Annotated in this window: 16 protein-coding genes; 7 read left to right on the top strand and 9 right to left on the bottom strand. The window is 73.5% G+C overall.

The window, feature by feature from the left end; all coding sequences use genetic code 11:
* The 3 genes from CCN72_RS02965 to CCN72_RS02955 form a co-directional block, all read left to right on the top strand.
* Positions 1–365 (top strand): bifunctional DNA primase/polymerase (locus CCN72_RS02965; RefSeq protein ID WP_208637899.1); only part of this gene is annotated, 365 nt, incomplete at its 5' end.
* A 38-nt stretch (positions 366–403) separates the two neighbouring features.
* Positions 404–1180 (top strand): ABC transporter ATP-binding protein, encoded by a 777-nt coding sequence (locus CCN72_RS02960; protein ID WP_085565280.1) that lies wholly within the window; start codon positions 404–406, stop codon positions 1178–1180.
* The gene (locus CCN72_RS02955; protein ID WP_086806196.1) at positions 1177–2766 is read left to right on the top strand and encodes a transporter; all 1590 of its coding nucleotides are present in this window, start codon (positions 1177–1179) and stop codon (positions 2764–2766) included. Before CCN72_RS02960 ends, CCN72_RS02955 begins: the two co-directional genes overlap by 4 nt.
* A 12-nt stretch (positions 2767–2778) precedes the next feature.
* Here the strand turns inward: CCN72_RS02955 and sigJ are convergent, their stop codons facing one another.
* On the bottom strand, positions 2779–3684 hold the full coding sequence (gene sigJ, locus CCN72_RS02950; RefSeq protein WP_086806195.1) for an RNA polymerase sigma factor SigJ: 906 nt from the start codon (positions 3682–3684) through the stop codon (positions 2779–2781).
* A 108-nt stretch (positions 3685–3792) separates the two neighbouring features.
* Here sigJ and CCN72_RS02945 point away from each other — a divergent pair, with 108 nt between their 5' ends.
* Positions 3793–4197: a hypothetical protein gene (locus CCN72_RS02945; protein WP_086806194.1), complete on the top strand. Its 405-nt coding sequence runs from the start codon at positions 3793–3795 to the stop codon at positions 4195–4197.
* A gap of 62 nt (positions 4198–4259) precedes the next feature.
* On the top strand, positions 4260–5813 hold the full coding sequence (locus CCN72_RS02940; RefSeq protein ID WP_086806193.1) for an ArnT family glycosyltransferase: 1554 nt from the start codon (positions 4260–4262) through the stop codon (positions 5811–5813).
* 281 nt (positions 5814–6094) lie between these two features.
* On the opposite strand, the gene CCN72_RS02935 is transcribed toward CCN72_RS02940, so the two are convergent.
* Entirely contained in the window at positions 6095–6787 is a 693-nt protein-coding gene (locus CCN72_RS02935; protein ID WP_085565285.1) for an iron-dependent transcriptional repressor DtxR, read from the bottom strand.
* Positions 6788–7006: 219 nt separating this feature from the next.
* Between CCN72_RS02935 and CCN72_RS02930 the strand changes: the two genes are divergently transcribed.
* Positions 7007–7762 carry an SIS domain-containing protein gene (locus CCN72_RS02930; RefSeq protein WP_086806192.1) on the top strand — a complete coding sequence of 252 codons (756 nt, stop codon included), beginning with the start codon at positions 7007–7009 and terminating at the stop codon, positions 7760–7762.
* 25 nt (positions 7763–7787) lie between these two features.
* On the opposite strand, the gene CCN72_RS02925 is transcribed toward CCN72_RS02930, so the two are convergent.
* The 3 genes from CCN72_RS02925 to pdxH form a co-directional block, all read right to left on the bottom strand.
* A complete protein-coding gene (locus tag CCN72_RS02925) occupies positions 7788–9194 on the bottom strand; it encodes a PAS domain-containing protein (RefSeq protein ID WP_086806198.1) in 1407 nt (468 codons plus the stop codon).
* Positions 9195–9307: 113 nt separating this feature from the next.
* Positions 9308–9775, bottom strand: a complete 468-nt coding sequence (locus tag CCN72_RS02920) for a GNAT family N-acetyltransferase (protein WP_244174112.1) — start codon at positions 9773–9775, stop codon at positions 9308–9310.
* Positions 9776–10112: 337 nt separating this feature from the next.
* Entirely contained in the window at positions 10113–10799 is a 687-nt protein-coding gene (gene pdxH, locus CCN72_RS02915) for a pyridoxamine 5'-phosphate oxidase (RefSeq protein WP_086806190.1), read from the bottom strand.
* 138 nt (positions 10800–10937) lie between these two features.
* Between pdxH and CCN72_RS02910 the strand changes: the two genes are divergently transcribed.
* Positions 10938–12038 (top strand): citrate synthase 2, encoded by a 1101-nt coding sequence (locus CCN72_RS02910; RefSeq protein ID WP_086806189.1) that lies wholly within the window; start codon positions 10938–10940, stop codon positions 12036–12038.
* A gap of 54 nt (positions 12039–12092) precedes the next feature.
* Here the strand turns inward: CCN72_RS02910 and CCN72_RS02905 are convergent, their stop codons facing one another.
* The 4 genes from CCN72_RS02905 to CCN72_RS02890 all read right to left on the bottom strand — a co-directional run.
* Positions 12093–13124, bottom strand: a complete 1032-nt coding sequence (locus CCN72_RS02905) for an isopenicillin N synthase family dioxygenase (protein WP_086806188.1) — start codon at positions 13122–13124, stop codon at positions 12093–12095.
* 275 nt (positions 13125–13399) lie between these two features.
* The gene (locus CCN72_RS02900; protein ID WP_085565290.1) at positions 13400–14026 is read right to left on the bottom strand and encodes a TetR/AcrR family transcriptional regulator; all 627 of its coding nucleotides are present in this window, start codon (positions 14024–14026) and stop codon (positions 13400–13402) included.
* 4 nt (positions 14027–14030) lie between these two features.
* On the bottom strand, positions 14031–14768 hold the full coding sequence (locus CCN72_RS02895) for an enoyl-CoA hydratase family protein (RefSeq protein WP_086806187.1): 738 nt from the start codon (positions 14766–14768) through the stop codon (positions 14031–14033).
* Positions 14765–14990: 4-coumarate--CoA ligase family protein (locus CCN72_RS02890; protein WP_143664029.1), on the bottom strand; the 226-nt coding region annotated here is incomplete at its 5' end. The genes CCN72_RS02890 and CCN72_RS02895, both read right to left, overlap by 4 nt.

Genomic DNA, 14990 nt, shown 5'->3' with positions numbered 1-14990 from the left:
CGGGGCGCACGTTCGACGCGCTGTCCGTCCCGGAGACCGCGGGGTTCCTGGCGCTGGCCCGCCTGGAGCGGATGTCGCTGACGCTCGGTCCTGTCGCGCTCTCTCCCGACCGGCGGATGCAGTTCTTCGTGCTGCCGGGCGGCTCGGCGAAGGTGCCCGAGCTGGTGCGGAATTCGGGGTGGGTGCCCGCCTCGCTCGATCTGGTGGCGCTGGGCGAGGGGGCGTATGTGGCGGCGCCGCCCACGCGGTTCGGGGGGCGGGGGGCGGTGCAGTGGGCGCGGCGGCCGACGCCGGCGAACCGGTGGCTGCCGGATGTGGAGGAGCTGATCTCGGCCCTCGCGTACGCGTGCGGCAGGGACCGGTAGCGGGGTGGCGCTGAACGGGCCGCCGTAGGCTTCAAAGCATGACCAACACCGCAGTGTGCATACGGGGGCTCTGGAAGCGGTTCGGGGAGCAGGTGGCCGTCGGGGGGATCGATCTGGAGCTGCCCGCGGGGAAGTTCATCGGGCTGGTGGGGCCGAACGGAGCCGGGAAGACGACCACGTTGTCCATGGTGACCGGGCTGCTGCGGCCGGACGAGGGCACCGTGGAGGTCGTCGGGCACGACGTCTGGCGGGACCCGGTGGCCGTGAAGGCGCGGATCGGGGTGCTGCCCGAGGGGCTGCGGCTGTTCGAGCGGCTGTCGGGCCGCGAACTCCTCGGCTACACCGGCCGGTTGCGCGGGCTGCCGGGCGCCGAGGTGGACAAGCGGGCCACCCAGCTGCTGGACGTGCTCGACCTGGCCGGCTCCCAGCACAAGCTGGTCGTGGACTACTCGACCGGCATGCGCAAGAAGATCGGTCTCGCCGCGGCCCTGCTGCACAACCCGGAAGTGCTGTTCCTGGACGAGCCGTTCGAGGGTGTGGACCCGGTGTCCGCGCAGACCATCCGGGGCGTCCTGGAGCGGTACACGGCCTCCGGTGCCACGGTCGTCTTCTCCTCCCATGTCATGGAGCTGGTCGAGTCGCTGTGCGACTGGGTCGCGGTGCTGGCGGCCGGCCGGATCCGCGCCGCCGGGCCGCTCGCCGAGGTGCGCGGCGCACACCCCACGCTCCAGGACGCGTTCCTGGAGCTGGTCGGGGCGAACGGCCGGCAGGCCGGGTCCGATCTGGACTGGCTGGGCGGCGGGGCGCCCCGATGACGAACCTCACCGGCACCGTCGTACGCCTGAAGCTGTCGCTGCTGCGGGGCGGGCTGCGGCAGTCGCGGGGGCGGCGGGACGCGTTCATCGTCTCCAGCGTCCTCGCGCTGCTGTTCGCGCTCGCCCAGCTGCCGGGCATGGTCCTGCTCAGCCGGCAGCCGCACGGCGAGGTGGTCTCCGTGACCGCCACGGCCGTACTGGCCCTGGGCTGGGCCTTCCTGCCGCTGTTCTTCCCGACCGGCGACGAGACGCTGGACCCGACCCGGCTGGTGATGCTGCCGCTGCGGCCGCTCCCGCTGATGCGCGCGCTGCTGGTGTCCTCCCTGGTCGGCGTCGGCCCGCTGGTCACCCTGCTGTTGCTGCTCGGCTGTGTGCTGGTACCGGCGCGGGGCGCGGCGGGCTGGGTCACCGCGATCGTCGCGCTGGTGCTCGCGCTGCTGGTGTGCGTGGCGCTCGCGCGGGCCGTGGCCGCCGCCAACGTACGGCTGCTCACCAGCCGCAGAGGCCGCGATCTGGCCGTGCTCAGCGGACTGGTGATCGCCATCGGCAGCCAGCTGGTCAACTTCGCGGCGCGGCGCCTGGGTTCGGGCGGCCTCGGCCAGCTGCGGCCGGTCGCGGACGTGCTGTCCTGGGTCCCGCCCGCGTCGGCGGTGGCGGCGGTGCGCTCGGCGAGCGAGGGGTCGTACGGCATCGCGCTCGCCCAACTGGCGCTCACGGCGGCGGCCTTGGTGGCACTGGTCGTCGGCTGGGCGCGGAGCATGACCAAGCTGATGACCACGCCGGACGGGTCCACGCTCCAGGCCGCCGACGGCGGGCGCGCGGAGAGCAGGCGCACGGGCGGGCTCACGCGGCTGCTGCCCGCCGGGCGCACCGGCGCGGTCATGGAGCGCACCCTGCGCTATGTGTGGCGGGATCCGAAGACCAAGGCCGCCTGGGTGACCTCGCTGGCGATCGGGCTGCTCATCCCGGTGTTCTACGCGCTCCAGCACACCGGTTCGGTCTACTTCGCGTGCTTCGCCGCCGGGATGCTGGGCCTCCAGATGTACAACCAGTTCGGGCAGGACACCTCCGCCTTCTGGATGGTGGCCCTGACCGTCTCCTCGCCCCGGGACGCGTATGAGGAGCTGCGCGGCCGGGCCCTCGCGCTGCTGCTGATCACGCTCCCCTACGCCGCGCTCGTCACCGTGCTGAACGTCGCCCTGCTGGACGCCTGGCCCATGCTGCCGCGGGTGCTGGGGATGTCCCTGGCGCTGCTCGGGGCGATGCTGGCGGCCGGGGCGTGGGCGTCGGCGCGGTTCCCGTACTCCATTCCGCAGGAGGGCCTCAAGAGCGTCGTCCCCGGGCAGGCGGGCCTCGCCTGGATCAGCATCTTCGGCGGGATGCTCACCGCCGCCGTCCTGTGCGCCCCCTACATCGCCCTGACCGTGTGGCTGGCCCAGGGCACGGACGGCGTCGGGCGCACCTGGCTGCTGCTGCCCGTCGGGGCGGTGTACGGCGCCGGGATCGCGCTGCTGGGGCTGCGTCTTGCGGCCCCGCGGGCGGCGGGGCGGCTGCCGGAGATCCTGGCGGCGGTCAGCAAGGGGTGAGCGCCGCCGGGGCTACGGCCGCTCCTCCCGCGCCCACGGCCCCAGCTTCTCCGGGTTGCGGACGACCCAGATCCGGGACACCCGGCCGCCGCTGATCTCGAACGAGGCGACGGTCAGCACCACCCCGGCGCGCCGGGCCACCAGCCCCGGGGTGCCGTTGACCGGACACTCCAGGAGTTCGAGACCGGGGGCCCGGTCGGCGATCGCGACCATGTACCGGGCGATGTGCGCGCCGCCCTCGACGGGGCGCAGCGCGGCTCCGGCCAGGCCACCGCCGTCGGCGGTCAGCACGGCGGCCGGGTCGAGGAGGCCGACGAGGGCCGTGACGTTCTTGGCCTCCCACGCCTCCTTGACGTGCCGTACCGCCTCGGCGAGTCCGGCCGTCGGCTCGGGGGGCCGGGCGGCGTCCACCCGGCGCCGGGCGGAGGCCGCCAGCTGCTTGCAGGCGCCGGGGGTGCGGCCGAGGACCTCGGCGATCCGGGCGAAGGGGTACCGGAAGACGTCGTGCAGGACGAACGCCACCCGCTCGGCGGGCGTCATCGACTCCAGGATGACAAGGAAGGCCATGGTCACCGACTCGTCCAGGACGATCTGGTCGGCGGGGTCGGTGCCGCCCGGCGGGCCGCTCCCCTCCCGGCCCGGCAGGGGGTCGGGCAGCCACGCCCCGACATACCGTTCGCGGCGGGCCCGCGCCGAGCCGAGCACGTCCAGGCAGACGCGGCCGGTCACCGTCGTCAGCCAGGCGCCCGGGTTCACGATCTCGGCGCGCCGGGCGCCCGGCAGCGCGTACCAGCGCGCGTACGCCTCCTGTACGGCGTCCTCGGCCTCGGCCAGTGAGCCGAGCAACCGGTAGGCCATGTTGAGCAGTTGGCGCCGCTCACCGGCCGTCCCGTCGGTGTCCGCCCCCGTCGCGCCCATCCCCCGACCGCCTCCTCGCCTTACCTTTCGCGGGCCCGCGTCGTCGGGCTGATCGGACCTTATCGATCCACCGATCCACTGCCCACGGGCGGACAAGGGGAGCGTGACATGGCCGACCAGCCGACAGCACAGCGGACTCACTCGTTTCTGCGGTTCGCGATCGCCCTTCAGACCCTGACCATCTTCTGCCAGGCGGTCTCCGCCGGGCTGCTGCTGACGGTGTCGTACGGCCAGACGCTGCACGGCATCGGCGCCCGGGTGATGTACGGCGCGGCGATGCTGTACGTGCTCGCGGCGGTGCTGGCGTGGAAGCCGGGCGGCGGCTCGCCCCGGTCCATCTGGCACGCGACCGGCTTCCTCGTCCTCGCCTCCGTCCAGGTCGTGCTCGGCATCGCGCACGTCCCGTCGGTCCATGTCCCGCTGGGCGTCCTGATGTTCGCGCTGAGCGTGCTGGCGCTGGCCCGGCAGTGGGGCCCGGCGCGCGGCCTCGCCCCGCACAGCCGGGGTGCGTAAGGTACGTGCGGCCCGGAGCCGCGCGGACGGCATGGCCGGGATCCGAGACGGGGGTGTCGGGGATGACGGACGCGACGGTCACCAGACCTGCGGACGACGAGGGCGACAAGGGCGAGACCGACGGCGGGCGGCCCGCGCCGCTGGACCGGCGGGTGTACGGCGTCGCGGTGGCGGTGTTCGCGCTGCTGATGGCGTTCTCCGCGCGCTACGGCCTCCACCGCGACGAGCTGTACTTCCTCGACTGCGCCCGGCACCTCCAGGCGAGCTATGTGGACCAGCCGGTGCTGGCGCCGCTGCTGGCCAGGGTCTCGCTGGAGCTGTTCGGGGTCTCGGCGACGGGCCTGCGGCTGTTCCCCGCGCTGGCCGCGGCGGGCACGGTGGTGGTGGGCGCCCTGACCGCGCGGGAGTTCGGCGGCGCGCGGCGCCCGCAGCTGCTCGCGGCGGTCGCGACGGGCACCATGCCGGTGCTGCTGGGCAGCGCGCACATCGCCAACACCACGTCGTACGAGACGCTGGCGTGGGCGGCGATCGCGCTGGTGGTGGTGCGGATCGGCCGCACCGGCGACACCCGGTGGTGGCTCGCCGCGGGAGCGCTGGTCGGGGTCGGCGCGGAGTTCAACCACCTCGCGGCGATCTTCGGGGCCGTGCTGCTGGCGGCGGTGCTGCTCGGCCCGGCCCGGCGGACCGCGGCCGACCGCCGGCTGCTGTGGGGCGCGCTGATCGCCGCAGCGCCGGTGCTGCCCGATCTGTGGTGGCAGTCGCGGCACGGCTGGGCCATGTTCGAGATGACGCGGGCGCTGAACGCCGAGCACGGCGGGCCGGGGAACATCGTCACCTGGATCGTGGGCCAGCTCGGCATGTCCTGTCTGGCGATGATCGTGGTGTGGGTGACCGGGCTGCGGTTCCTGTGGCGGTCCGAGCGGCCGCTGTGGCGGTGCCTGGCACTCGCGTACGGCGTGCTGTTCGTGCTGTTCGCGGTGACGACCGGGGCGCAGGTGTACTACCTGGCCGGGCTGTACGTGTGTCTGCTCGCGGCCGGCGCGGTGGCGCTCGACGGGACCTTGTACGCCGGCCGGGAGCGGCTGCGCGGCCTGGTGCTCGGCACCGCCCTCTCGACCGCGGTGTCCGCCGTGATCGTGCTGCCGGTGCTGCCGCCGTCCGACGTGGCCTGGACGTACGGCATCAGCCCGATCTCCGGGGAGACACAGGGCTGGCCCCGCCTTGTGGGGACCGTGCGGCAGGTGTGGACCGGGCTGCCGGCCGAGCGGCGGGCGCACGCGGTGATCTTCGCGGCGGACTACGGCGAGGCGGGCGCCGTCAATGAGCTGGGGCGCGGCACCGGGCTGCCGACGGCCGTGGGCTCGCAGAACACCGACTGGTGGTGGGGCCCCGGCGACGCGGGCGCCACGACGGTGGTGGCGATCGCGCCCAACCCCCGGTATCTCCCGGGGTACGAGGCCAGGCTGCGCCGGTACTTCCGGGACGTACGGGAGGTGGCGACGCTGTCCGACCCCGGGGGCGCGCCGAACATCGAGCGGGGCGGGCATGTGTATGTGTGCGAGGGGCCGCGGCGGGCGTGGGGGGAGATCTGGCCGGAGCTGCGGCTGTACGCGTGAGCAGCCGTCCCGTCCGGACGCACCGTTTTTGCGAATGGGCGTTCGAAAATACTGCCCCTGCGGACAACACCGCTCATTCGAGTGACACCGCGCCAGGAATGATCGCCGTCGCGGAGGGGATCTTTCTGGCGGGAGGCGGACCGCTCGGGGAAATCGGTCCGAGGGGGACTGACCCTGGGAGCTCGGGGCTCCGGGTCAGCGCAGGGGAGGACAGGCCCCGGCGCCGAAAGGCGCCGGGGCCCTCTGCCGTCCGGGGGACCCGGTGCGGCTCGGCTCTCGGCTCAGCGCTTGGCGACGAACACATGGGAGGCGATGTCGGCCTCCAGCTCGGCCGCCTCGCCACCGCTGCCGACCAGCACCCCGCCCGCCGACTCGGTCACGCTCACCACGGAACCGGGCTGCACCCCGGCCCGGCGCAGGGTGTACATCAGCTGCGCGTCCATCTGGATGGGCTCGCCGATACGGCGCACGACGACGGTCTTGCCGTCCGTACCCGCGTCCAGGTCGGCGAGCGAGACCATGCCCTCGTCCAGGAACGGATCGGCGCCGTCCTTCTCGCCCAGCTCCTCAAGGCCTGGGATCGGGTTGCCGTACGGCGACTCGGTCGGGTGGCGCAGCAGCTCCATGACGCGGCGCTCGACGGCCTCGCTCATCACGTGCTCCCAGCGGCAGGCCTCCGCGTGCACCTGCTCCCACTCCAGGCCGATCACATCGACCAGCAGGCACTCGGCGAGGCGGTGCTTGCGCATCACCCGGGTGGCGAGCCTGCGGCCCTCGCCGGTCAGCTCCAGATGGCGGTCGCTGGCGATGGCGACCAGGCCGTCCCGCTCCATCCGCGCCACCGTCTGGCTCACCGTCGGCCCGCTCTGGTCGAGCCGCTCCGCGATCCGGGCGCGCATGGGGACGACGCCTTCCTCCTCCAGTTCGAGGATGGTGCGGAGATACATCTCCGTGGTGTCGATCAGTCCGGACATACGTGCCCCTCGATTACCTCTGCCGGCACCTGGCGCGTGCGCTGGCCTCAACCCAATTCTGCCGGATCCCACCGACAAGCGGGTCGCACCGGGGGAACGGGGCGGATTCGGGGCGCGGCGGCGGGCCCCGGCACCGGAATGGGCAACGCCGTATTGACACCGCACTGGTCCAGACCGCACCGTGATCCGCGACACAGACGCGCTGCGAAGGGGCACCGCATGAGCGACGGCACGCCTGCCGACCTGTTCTTCGACGCCGCCATCAACCTCCTGCAACGGCTCAGGGAGGAAGAGGCGGAGGCGATCGAGTCCGCCGGGACCCTGCTCGCCGACACCGTCGAAAGAGGCGGCCGGCTGTTCGCCTTCGGTGCCGGGCACTCCTCGCTCGCCGCGCAGGACGTCGTCTACCGCGCGGGCGGACTCGCCCTGATGAACCTGCTCACCGTCCCCGGCGTGGTGGGTGTGGACGTCACCCCGGCCACCCTCGGCTCCGCGCTCGAACGTGTCGACGGGCTCGCGAGCGCCGTACTCGACACCTCGCCGCTGCGCTCCGGCGACGCCCTCGTGATCATCTCCCTGTCGGGGCGCAACGCGCTGCCCGTCGAGATGGCCCAGCGCGCCCGTGCCCTCGGCATCAAGGTGATCGGCGTGACCTCGGTGGCCTACGCGGCGCAGACGACGTCCCGGCACTCCTCGGGCACGTTCCTGAAGGACCACTGCGACCTCGTCCTCGACTCGAAGATCGCGGTCGGCGACGCGGAGCTGACCCTGGACACCATCCCGGCCCCCTTCGCGCCCGCCTCCACCGTGGTCACCACGGCGCTGATGCAGGCCGTCCTCGCCACCACCGCCGCCACCCTCGCCGACCGCGGCATCGAACCCCCGCTGCTGCGCTCGGGGAACGTGGACGGCGGCCACGACTGGAACAACCGGGTGATGGACGAGTACGGCGACCGGATCTTCTACCGCCGCTGACCCGCTGCCCCTGACCCTCGGCGCTTCAGCGCTCCCGCGTCGCCCCCGCGAGGTCCAGCGCCGCCGCTATCCGCAGCGCCACGTCCTCGGCGTACGACGCGTCCGAGCGCTCGAAGGGGGTGCGCGCGGCGCCGCGCAGGAAGGTGACGACGCCGAGTGTGCGGCCCCGGCTGCGCAGCACCGCGCACAGGGCGTGCACCGCGTCGCCGGGCCACTGCCTGCGCAGTGCCCACTCCCGGGCCAGTTCGGGCGGCACCGAGCCGGCCTCCGCGCGCACACAGCCGGTGCGCTCCACGCAGCTCAGCGCCGGATGCCCCGGCTCGTAACGCACGGGCAGTCCGGCGGCCCCGGTGAGCACGCTCGGGCCCGGCGCCCCGGCGGGCGTGGCGGCGAGCCGTACGAGTCGTACCGCGCCCGCGCCCGCCGCGTCCGGTGTGCGCGGCGCGTCGGCGAGCCGGTCGATCAGGGCGTGGTCGGCGAACCCGGCAAGGGCGTAGTCGAGGTGGACGGTGGCCGCCTCCAGCGGGTCCTCGCACTCGGCGGCGGCGCGGGCCGCGCGGTGCAGCTGCTTGGTGCGGAAGCGCAGCAGCGCGGCCTCCTGCTCGCCCCGCTTGGCCTCGGTGACGTCCGTGAAGAGCCAGCCGACCCCGAGCGGCACGGGCTCCTCGGCGAGCGGGGAGGCGAGCGGCAGGAAGGCGTTGCGCCAGCACCGGCGCTGCTCGCCCTCGGCGGGGCTCCGCAGGGTGACCCACACCTCGGCGGGTGCGGGCGGCGCGCCCTCGGCGAGGACATGGGTCAGCGCGGCCTCCAGCTCCTCCACGCCCTGCGCGAGCAGTTCGCCGAGCGGCCGGCCGAGCGCGGAGGCCCGCCCGATGCCGAGGGCGCGCGAGGCGTGCGCGTTGACGACGGCCGGGCGCAGATCGGCGTCGACCAGGACGACCCCCCACTCGGCGTCCTCGAACAGGGCCTCGCTCAGGGCGATGGACCGCTCCAGGTCGATCTGCGCGTGCACCTCGCTGAAGGCGCAGTAGACGCCCGCGGGCTCGCCGTCGGCGTCCCGTACGGCGGCGGACTGGGTGCGCACGAGGACCCGGCCGCCGTCCTTGGTCAGCAGCGCGAACTCATGCACCTGCCGTCCGGGCGCCCGCATCGCGGAGAGCAGCCGGGCCTGGACCTCCTCGGCGTCGGCGGTGCGCACCGCCCAGCCGGCGAAGCCGTGCCGCCCGACCGCGTCCTTGGCGCTCCAGCCGAGGATCCGCTCGGCCTCGCGGTTCCAGTGGGTGACGACGCCGGCCGCGTCGAAGGCGCACAGGGCCGCGTCCATGCCGTCGAGCAGCGCGGCCAGCAGATCGGACCCGCCGGGTTCCCCCGACGCGCCGGGCTCGTCGGGCCCCAGCTCATCGGTGGCCCCACTTCGCCGGGAAGCACTCACCTCGACCCCCTGCACGCTGCGTCGGCGCACGTAAGGCGCCCGTTCCGCTCACTGCCCCTCATTCAACTCGAACGTGACGCAGCCCACATCCTGTTCCCTCAAGATGGAGGGAATCAATCCCCGGGTCCCGTCACCAGAAGTCGCAGGTCGACCCATTCGTCCCGCTCACCGTCCAGCACATAGCGCTCGACCTCCTCGAAGCCCCGCCGTACGGCGAACCGCAGTCCGTCGCCGTTCGCCGCCAGCACACAGGTCTCCACGACGCCCGCGCCCAGTGCGCGGGCCCGGTCCAGCGCGTTCCCGTAGATCACCGTCCCGAACCCCCGGCGCCGGAATTCGGGCAGCACCCGCGCGATCACGGTCGCCACCCGCTGCTCCCCCAGCGGGGGCCGCACGGTGGAGCAGCCGACGAGGACGTCACCGGCGTACGCGTTCGCCAGCAGGTACCGCTCCCTGCGCACCCGGGCCTGCGCCGGTGACATCGCGGCGGGCGGCACCACCGCGTTGTGCACGAGCCGCCACTGCTCCAGCATGCCGTCGCCCTCGACCGGGGCCGTCCGAAGAACGGGAAGATCAGTCACAGCCAGCAGTCCTACCACCGATGACGCTCCTCCATTCGGGCGATCCGGGGCCGTCGGCGGATGCCCCGAAAAAACAGTTGAGCCCGCCGCGGCCGGTTCCTAGGCTGGGGGCACACAGAAGGGAGGTGGTTCGGCAGATGTATGCATACCGGACGCGTGAGGTGGCTGCGGGCTAGCGGCTCGTCACCACGCTCAGTGCGGTGCCGGACCGGCACGTGAGGGATACGTGCAGCCGGCCCAATCCCAAGCAGTCACCCGACCCGCGAGCTGCCGGTACGTCCGGCCGGCTCCTCTCCGGAGGAACCCAGCTCGCGGGTCGTCTGCGTTCCCGGGCCCCTCAGGGGCTGAGGCGCTCGACCCCCCAGGTGCCGTCCGGGCGGGCGGTGTAGCGCAGCCGGTCGTGCAGCCGGTTCTCGCGGCCCTGCCAGAACTCGACGCTCTGCGGTACGACACGGAAGCCGCCCCAGTGCGGGGGCACCGGCACCCGCTCGTCCTCGGGGTAGCGGTCCGCCAACTCGGCGTACGCGGCGTCCAGTTCGGCGCGCGAGCCGATCACCGCGGACTGCGCGCTGGCCCAGGCGCCCAGCTGGGAGCCGTGCGGCCGGGTGCGGAAGTAGGCGGCCGTCTCGTCCCGCCCGGTACGGCGGACGCCGCCCGTGACGATGACCTGCCGGGCCAGCGGATGCCAGGGGAAGAGCAGCGAGACGTACGGGTTCGCCGTGAGGTCCCGGCCCTTGCGGGAGTCGTAGTTCGTGTAGAAGACGAAGCCCTCGGTGTCGAACTGCTTCATCAGCACGGTGCGTGAGCTGGGCCGCCCCTCGGCGTCCGCCGTGGCGACGACCATGGCGTTCGGCTCGTAGAGCGTGCCGTGGAGGGCCGCCCGGGCCGCATCCTCGAACCAGCGTGCGAACTGGTCCATGGGGTGCGTGGCGAGGTCCTGTTCGGCGAGTCCGTCGGCCCGGTACTGCTTGCGCATCGCGGCGGGGTCGAGGACGGGATCCAGGAGTGGTTCGCGGTCGGTCACGCGGTCATCTTGCCGTATCTAATGGGCCTGCTGGCACCCAGTGTCGTCAAGTCTCTCCAAGTGAGACATACGGGGTTATCGTGCTGATTCCAGGCCCGTTCAGAGCCGCGCCGCCCGCCCAGCACGAGGAGCCGCCTGATGTCCGACTTCGTACCCGGGCTCGAAGGAGTCGTAGCGTTCGAGACGGAGATCGCCGAACCGGACAAGGAGGGCGGGGCCCTGCGCTACCGGGGCGTCGACATCGAGGACCTGGTCGGCCATGTCTCCTTCGGCAATGTGTGGGGCCTGCTGGTCGACGGCTCCTTCAACCCGGGGCTGCCGCCCGCCGAGCCCTTCCCCATCCCGGTCCACTCCGGTGACATCCGTGTGGACGTCCAGTCCGCGCTCGCCATGCTGGCCCCCGTCTGGGGTCTCAAGCCCCTCCTCGACATCGACGAGCGCCAGGCGCGCGCCGACCTGGCGCGGGCCGCGGTCATGGCCCTGTCGTACGTCGCCCAGTCCGCGCGCGGGCAGGGCCTGGCGATGGTGCCGCAGCGGGAGATCGACAAGGCCGGGTCGGTGGTGGAGCGGTTCATGATCCGCTGGCGCGGGGAGCCGGACCCCCGGCATGTCGCGGCGGTCGACGCGTACTGGACATCGGCCGCGGAGCACGGCATGAACGCGTCCACGTTCACCGCCCGGGTCATCGCCTCCACCGGCGCGGACGTCGCCGCCGCGCTCTCGGGCGCGGTCGGCGCGATGTCCGGCCCGCTGCACGGCGGCGCGCCCTCCCGGGTGCTCGGGATGATCGAGGAGATCGAGCGCACCGGGGACGCGGAGGGCTATGTGAGACGGGCCCTGGACCGGGGCGAGCGGCTCATGGGGTTCGGGCACCGGGTGTACCGGGCCGAGGACCCGCGGGCGCGGGTGCTGCGGCGTACGGCGCGGGAGTTGGGGGCGCCGCGGTTCGAGGTCGCGGAGGCGCTGGAGAAGGCGGCGCTGGAGGAGCTGCACAGCCGCAGGCCGGACCGGGTGCTGGCCACGAACGTGGAGTTCTGGGCGGCGATCATGCTGGACTTCGCGGAGGTGCCGGCGCACATGTTCACGTCGATGTTCACGTGCGCGCGCACGGCGGGGTGGTCGGCGCACATCCTCGAACAGCGGCGGACGGGCCGGCTGGTGCGGCCGACGGCCAGGTATGTGGGGCCGGGGCCGCGGCGGCCGCAGGACATCGAGGGGTATGCGGACATCGCCCGGTAGCGGGGCGGCGGAGCCGTGGATCGGCTCCGCTCCGCGCCCCTGCCGGGCCGTCGCCTAGGCCGGGGTCAGAAGGCTCGCGTGATGCCGCTCCGCCACCAGCGGGTGCGCCCGCAGCTTGCCCTTGAGTTCGTTGTAGCCGTACTCGGCGAACAGGGGGTTCGTCGGGTCGGTGGTGATGCCCGGCGCCTGGGTGGCGCCCGGGAAGGGGAGCGGGGCGACCTTGCCGTCCAGGCGCGGGTTGTAGAAGAACGGGATCGAGAAGCGTTCGGTCGCTCCGGCCGGACTGACCACGCGGTGGTTGGTGGCGAGGAGGTAGCCGTCGGTGGCGACCTCCAGGAGTTCGCCGAGGTTGACGACGAAGGCGTCCTCCAGCGGCGGCACATCGTGGAAGCGGCCGTCCTCGCGCTGGACCTGGAGACCGCCGACGGTGTCCTGGAGGAGCAGGGTGAGGAAGCCGTAGTCCTTGTGCGCGCCGACGCCCTGGTCCGCGCCGTCGCCCGCGCTGCCGGGGTAGCGGACCAGCTTGAGGTGCGGGTGGGCCCGGTCGCCGAAGAGCGGGTCGTAGAAGTCGGCGGGGGCGCCGATGGCGGTCAGCAGTTCGTGCAGCAGGCGCTGGGCGACCGCGCTGAGCCGGTCGATCCAGGCGAGGGCGGCGGTGCGCAGCTCGGGCAGGGCGGCCGGCCACTGGTTGGGGCCCTGGAGCCACCAGTACGGCGGCTCTCCGGGGCCGGGCACCCGGGCGGCCCGCTCGGCGCCGATGTCGAGCTGGTCGCGCCAGTCGCGGGCGCCGCCGGTGCGCTCGTCGCCGGTGCGCGTATAGCCGCGGAAATGCGGGGAGTTGACGTTGTCCAGCGCCAGCCGGTCGGCCTCCGGGAGCTCGAAGAAGGCACGCATGGCGGTGATCAGCGCGTCCGTCTCGGCCCTGGTCACGCCGTGCCCGACCAGCTGGAAGAAGCCGACGTCGTGCGCGGCGCTGTGCAGCTGGGCGTGCAGCAGCTCCCGGCTTCGGGGACCGCGGTCGGCGGCGGAGAGGTCGATGACGGGCAGCTGGTCGTACGACGCGGTCGTCGCGATGTGCGAGGTCATGGTGTGTCCGCAGGGTGTACGGGGCACGGGCGGCCGCAGGGGTACACGGCCCCCGGGTGCCGGAAAAGGAAGAGTGCAGAACGCAGAGCGAAGCTGGGGGGCTGGATCAGGCGGTGTGGCGCCGACAGCCCATGCTCGTGACGCGCACGTAGTCCACGTGGCGGCGTCGGACGAGCATCGGAAGCATGCGCCCAGAGTACTGCGCGCACCGCGATAGGGATGTGGCCCGGCTCACTCCGCCGCACTCCACCGGAACCCGGCGACGACCCGGTGGCTCAGCCGAGCGATGCCTCCACCAGGGCCGCCCACTGGGCCACGACCCGTTCGCGGCGGGCCGTGTCGTCGGTGAGGACGTTGGCGAGGCCGAGGCCGCGAGCCATGTCGAGGAGGCCCTGGACGGTCTCGCGGACGCCGGGGCGGGACTCGTCGGCGCGCAGCAGCTCGACGGCGATGCGATGGGTCTCGCGGCCGACGCGGGCCTCCAGTTCGGTGACCCGGCCGCGCAGTTGCTCCTCGTTGGAGGCGGCCACCCACAGTTGCAGGGCGGCCCGGAAGAGGGGGCCGGTGTAGAGGTCGACCAGGGCGGTGACGACGGCACGGCGATCGCCCCGCACGCCGTCCGGGAACAGGTCGCGCAGCGCGCTGGAGCGTTCCTCGGCGACGTACTCGACGGCCGCCGTGAACAGGTCCTCGCGGGTCGGGAAGTGGTGCTGGGCCGCGCCCCGGGAGACCCCGGCGCGCTCGGCGACGACGGCGACCGTGGAGCCCGCCCAGCCGTGTTCGGCGAGACAGGCGACGGCGGCCTCCAGGAGCCGCTGCCGGGTGGCCCGGCTGCGGTCCTGCTTGGGCTGCCGGTCGCGGTCCGCCCGTGGTCCGCGGGCGCGGTCCGCCGTCGTGCTCATCTGCTCACACCACCCATGCCGGATCCCGCTTCTCCAGGAAGGCCGTCATCCCCTCCCGGGCCTGGTCGGAGGCGAACAGGCGGGCCGAGAGCGCGGTGAGGTCCGCCGCGTCCCGGTCGAATGTTTCCAGCACCCTAGCCGTGAGCAGCCGTTTCGTCTCCGCCAGGGCCTCGGGCGCGGAGCGGCGCAGCCCCTCCAGGGCGGGTGCCAGAGCCTCGTCCACATCCGCGGCGGTAGCCGTGAGCAGCCCGGTGCGCACGGCCTCCTCGGGCCCGAAGCGCTCCCCGGTGAGGTAGTAGCGGGCCAGGGCGCGCGGATCGGCGCGCGGCAGCAGCGGCAGCGAGATCACCGCGGGGGCCACCCCGATGCGCACCTCGGTGAAGGCGAAGGTGGCCGCAGGGCCGGCGAAGGCCAGGTCGCAGGCGGCGAGCAGGCCGAGGCCGCCCGCGCGGACATGCCCGGTGACCCGGGCAAGGACCGGCTTGGGCAGCTCGACGAGCTGCCGCAGCAGGCCGACCAGCGCGTCCGGGTGCGGCGGTTCACGCAGGTCGGCGCCGGCCGAGAAGGTGTTACCGGTGTGGGTGAGGACGACGGCCCGTACGTCCGGGTCCTTGCCGCACTCGGCCAGCGCGTCCGCGAGGCCGGCGACGAGGCGCGCGGACAGCGCGTTGCGGGTGCCGGTGGCGTCCAGGCTGAGGGTCTCGACGCCGCGGGTGCGCGAGCGTCCGATGATCGTGGTCATATCCGCTCCCTGAGCTCGCGCCGCAGGATCTTCCCGGAGGCGGCGCGCGGCACGCTGTCGGTGAAGGTGACCTTGCGGACGCGCTTGTACGGTGCGACGCGCTCGGCGACATGGAGCAGCACGTCGTTCTCGGTGGGTTCGCCGCCCTCGGACCGGCGGACGACGAAGGCGTGCGGCACCTCGTTGCCGTCCTCGTCGTACTCGCCGACGACGGCCGCGTCG

The organism is Streptomyces murinus (genome assembly GCF_002154555.1).
Taxonomy (GTDB): Bacteria; Actinomycetota; Actinomycetes; order Streptomycetales; family Streptomycetaceae; genus Streptomyces; species Streptomyces murinus.
This window is presented reverse-complemented; position numbering and strand designations above follow the sequence as displayed.

Bases quoted from the DNA above. Each gene is read 5' to 3' on its own strand.
- CCN72_RS02960 (WP_085565280.1), top strand. From the start codon at position 404: ATGACCAACACCGCAGTGTGCATACGGGGGCTCTGGAAGCGGTTCGGG.
- CCN72_RS02955 (WP_086806196.1), top strand. From the start codon at position 1,177: ATGACGAACCTCACCGGCACCGTCGTACGCCTGAAGCTGTCGCTGCTG.
- sigJ (WP_086806195.1), bottom strand. From the start codon at position 3,684: ATGGGCGCGACGGGGGCGGACACCGACGGGACGGCCGGTGAGCGGCGC.
- CCN72_RS02945 (WP_086806194.1), top strand. From the start codon at position 3,793: ATGGCCGACCAGCCGACAGCACAGCGGACTCACTCGTTTCTGCGGTTC.
- CCN72_RS02940 (WP_086806193.1), top strand. From the start codon at position 4,260: ATGACGGACGCGACGGTCACCAGACCTGCGGACGACGAGGGCGACAAG.
- CCN72_RS02935 (WP_085565285.1), bottom strand. From the start codon at position 6,787: ATGTCCGGACTGATCGACACCACGGAGATGTATCTCCGCACCATCCTC.
- CCN72_RS02930 (WP_086806192.1), top strand. From the start codon at position 7,007: ATGAGCGACGGCACGCCTGCCGACCTGTTCTTCGACGCCGCCATCAAC.
- CCN72_RS02910 (WP_086806189.1), top strand. From the start codon at position 10,938: ATGTCCGACTTCGTACCCGGGCTCGAAGGAGTCGTAGCGTTCGAGACG.
- CCN72_RS02905 (WP_086806188.1), bottom strand. From the start codon at position 13,124: ATGACCTCGCACATCGCGACGACCGCGTCGTACGACCAGCTGCCCGTC.
- CCN72_RS02900 (WP_085565290.1), bottom strand. From the start codon at position 14,026: ATGAGCACGACGGCGGACCGCGCCCGCGGACCACGGGCGGACCGCGAC.
- CCN72_RS02895 (WP_086806187.1), bottom strand. From the start codon at position 14,768: ATGACCACGATCATCGGACGCTCGCGCACCCGCGGCGTCGAGACCCTC.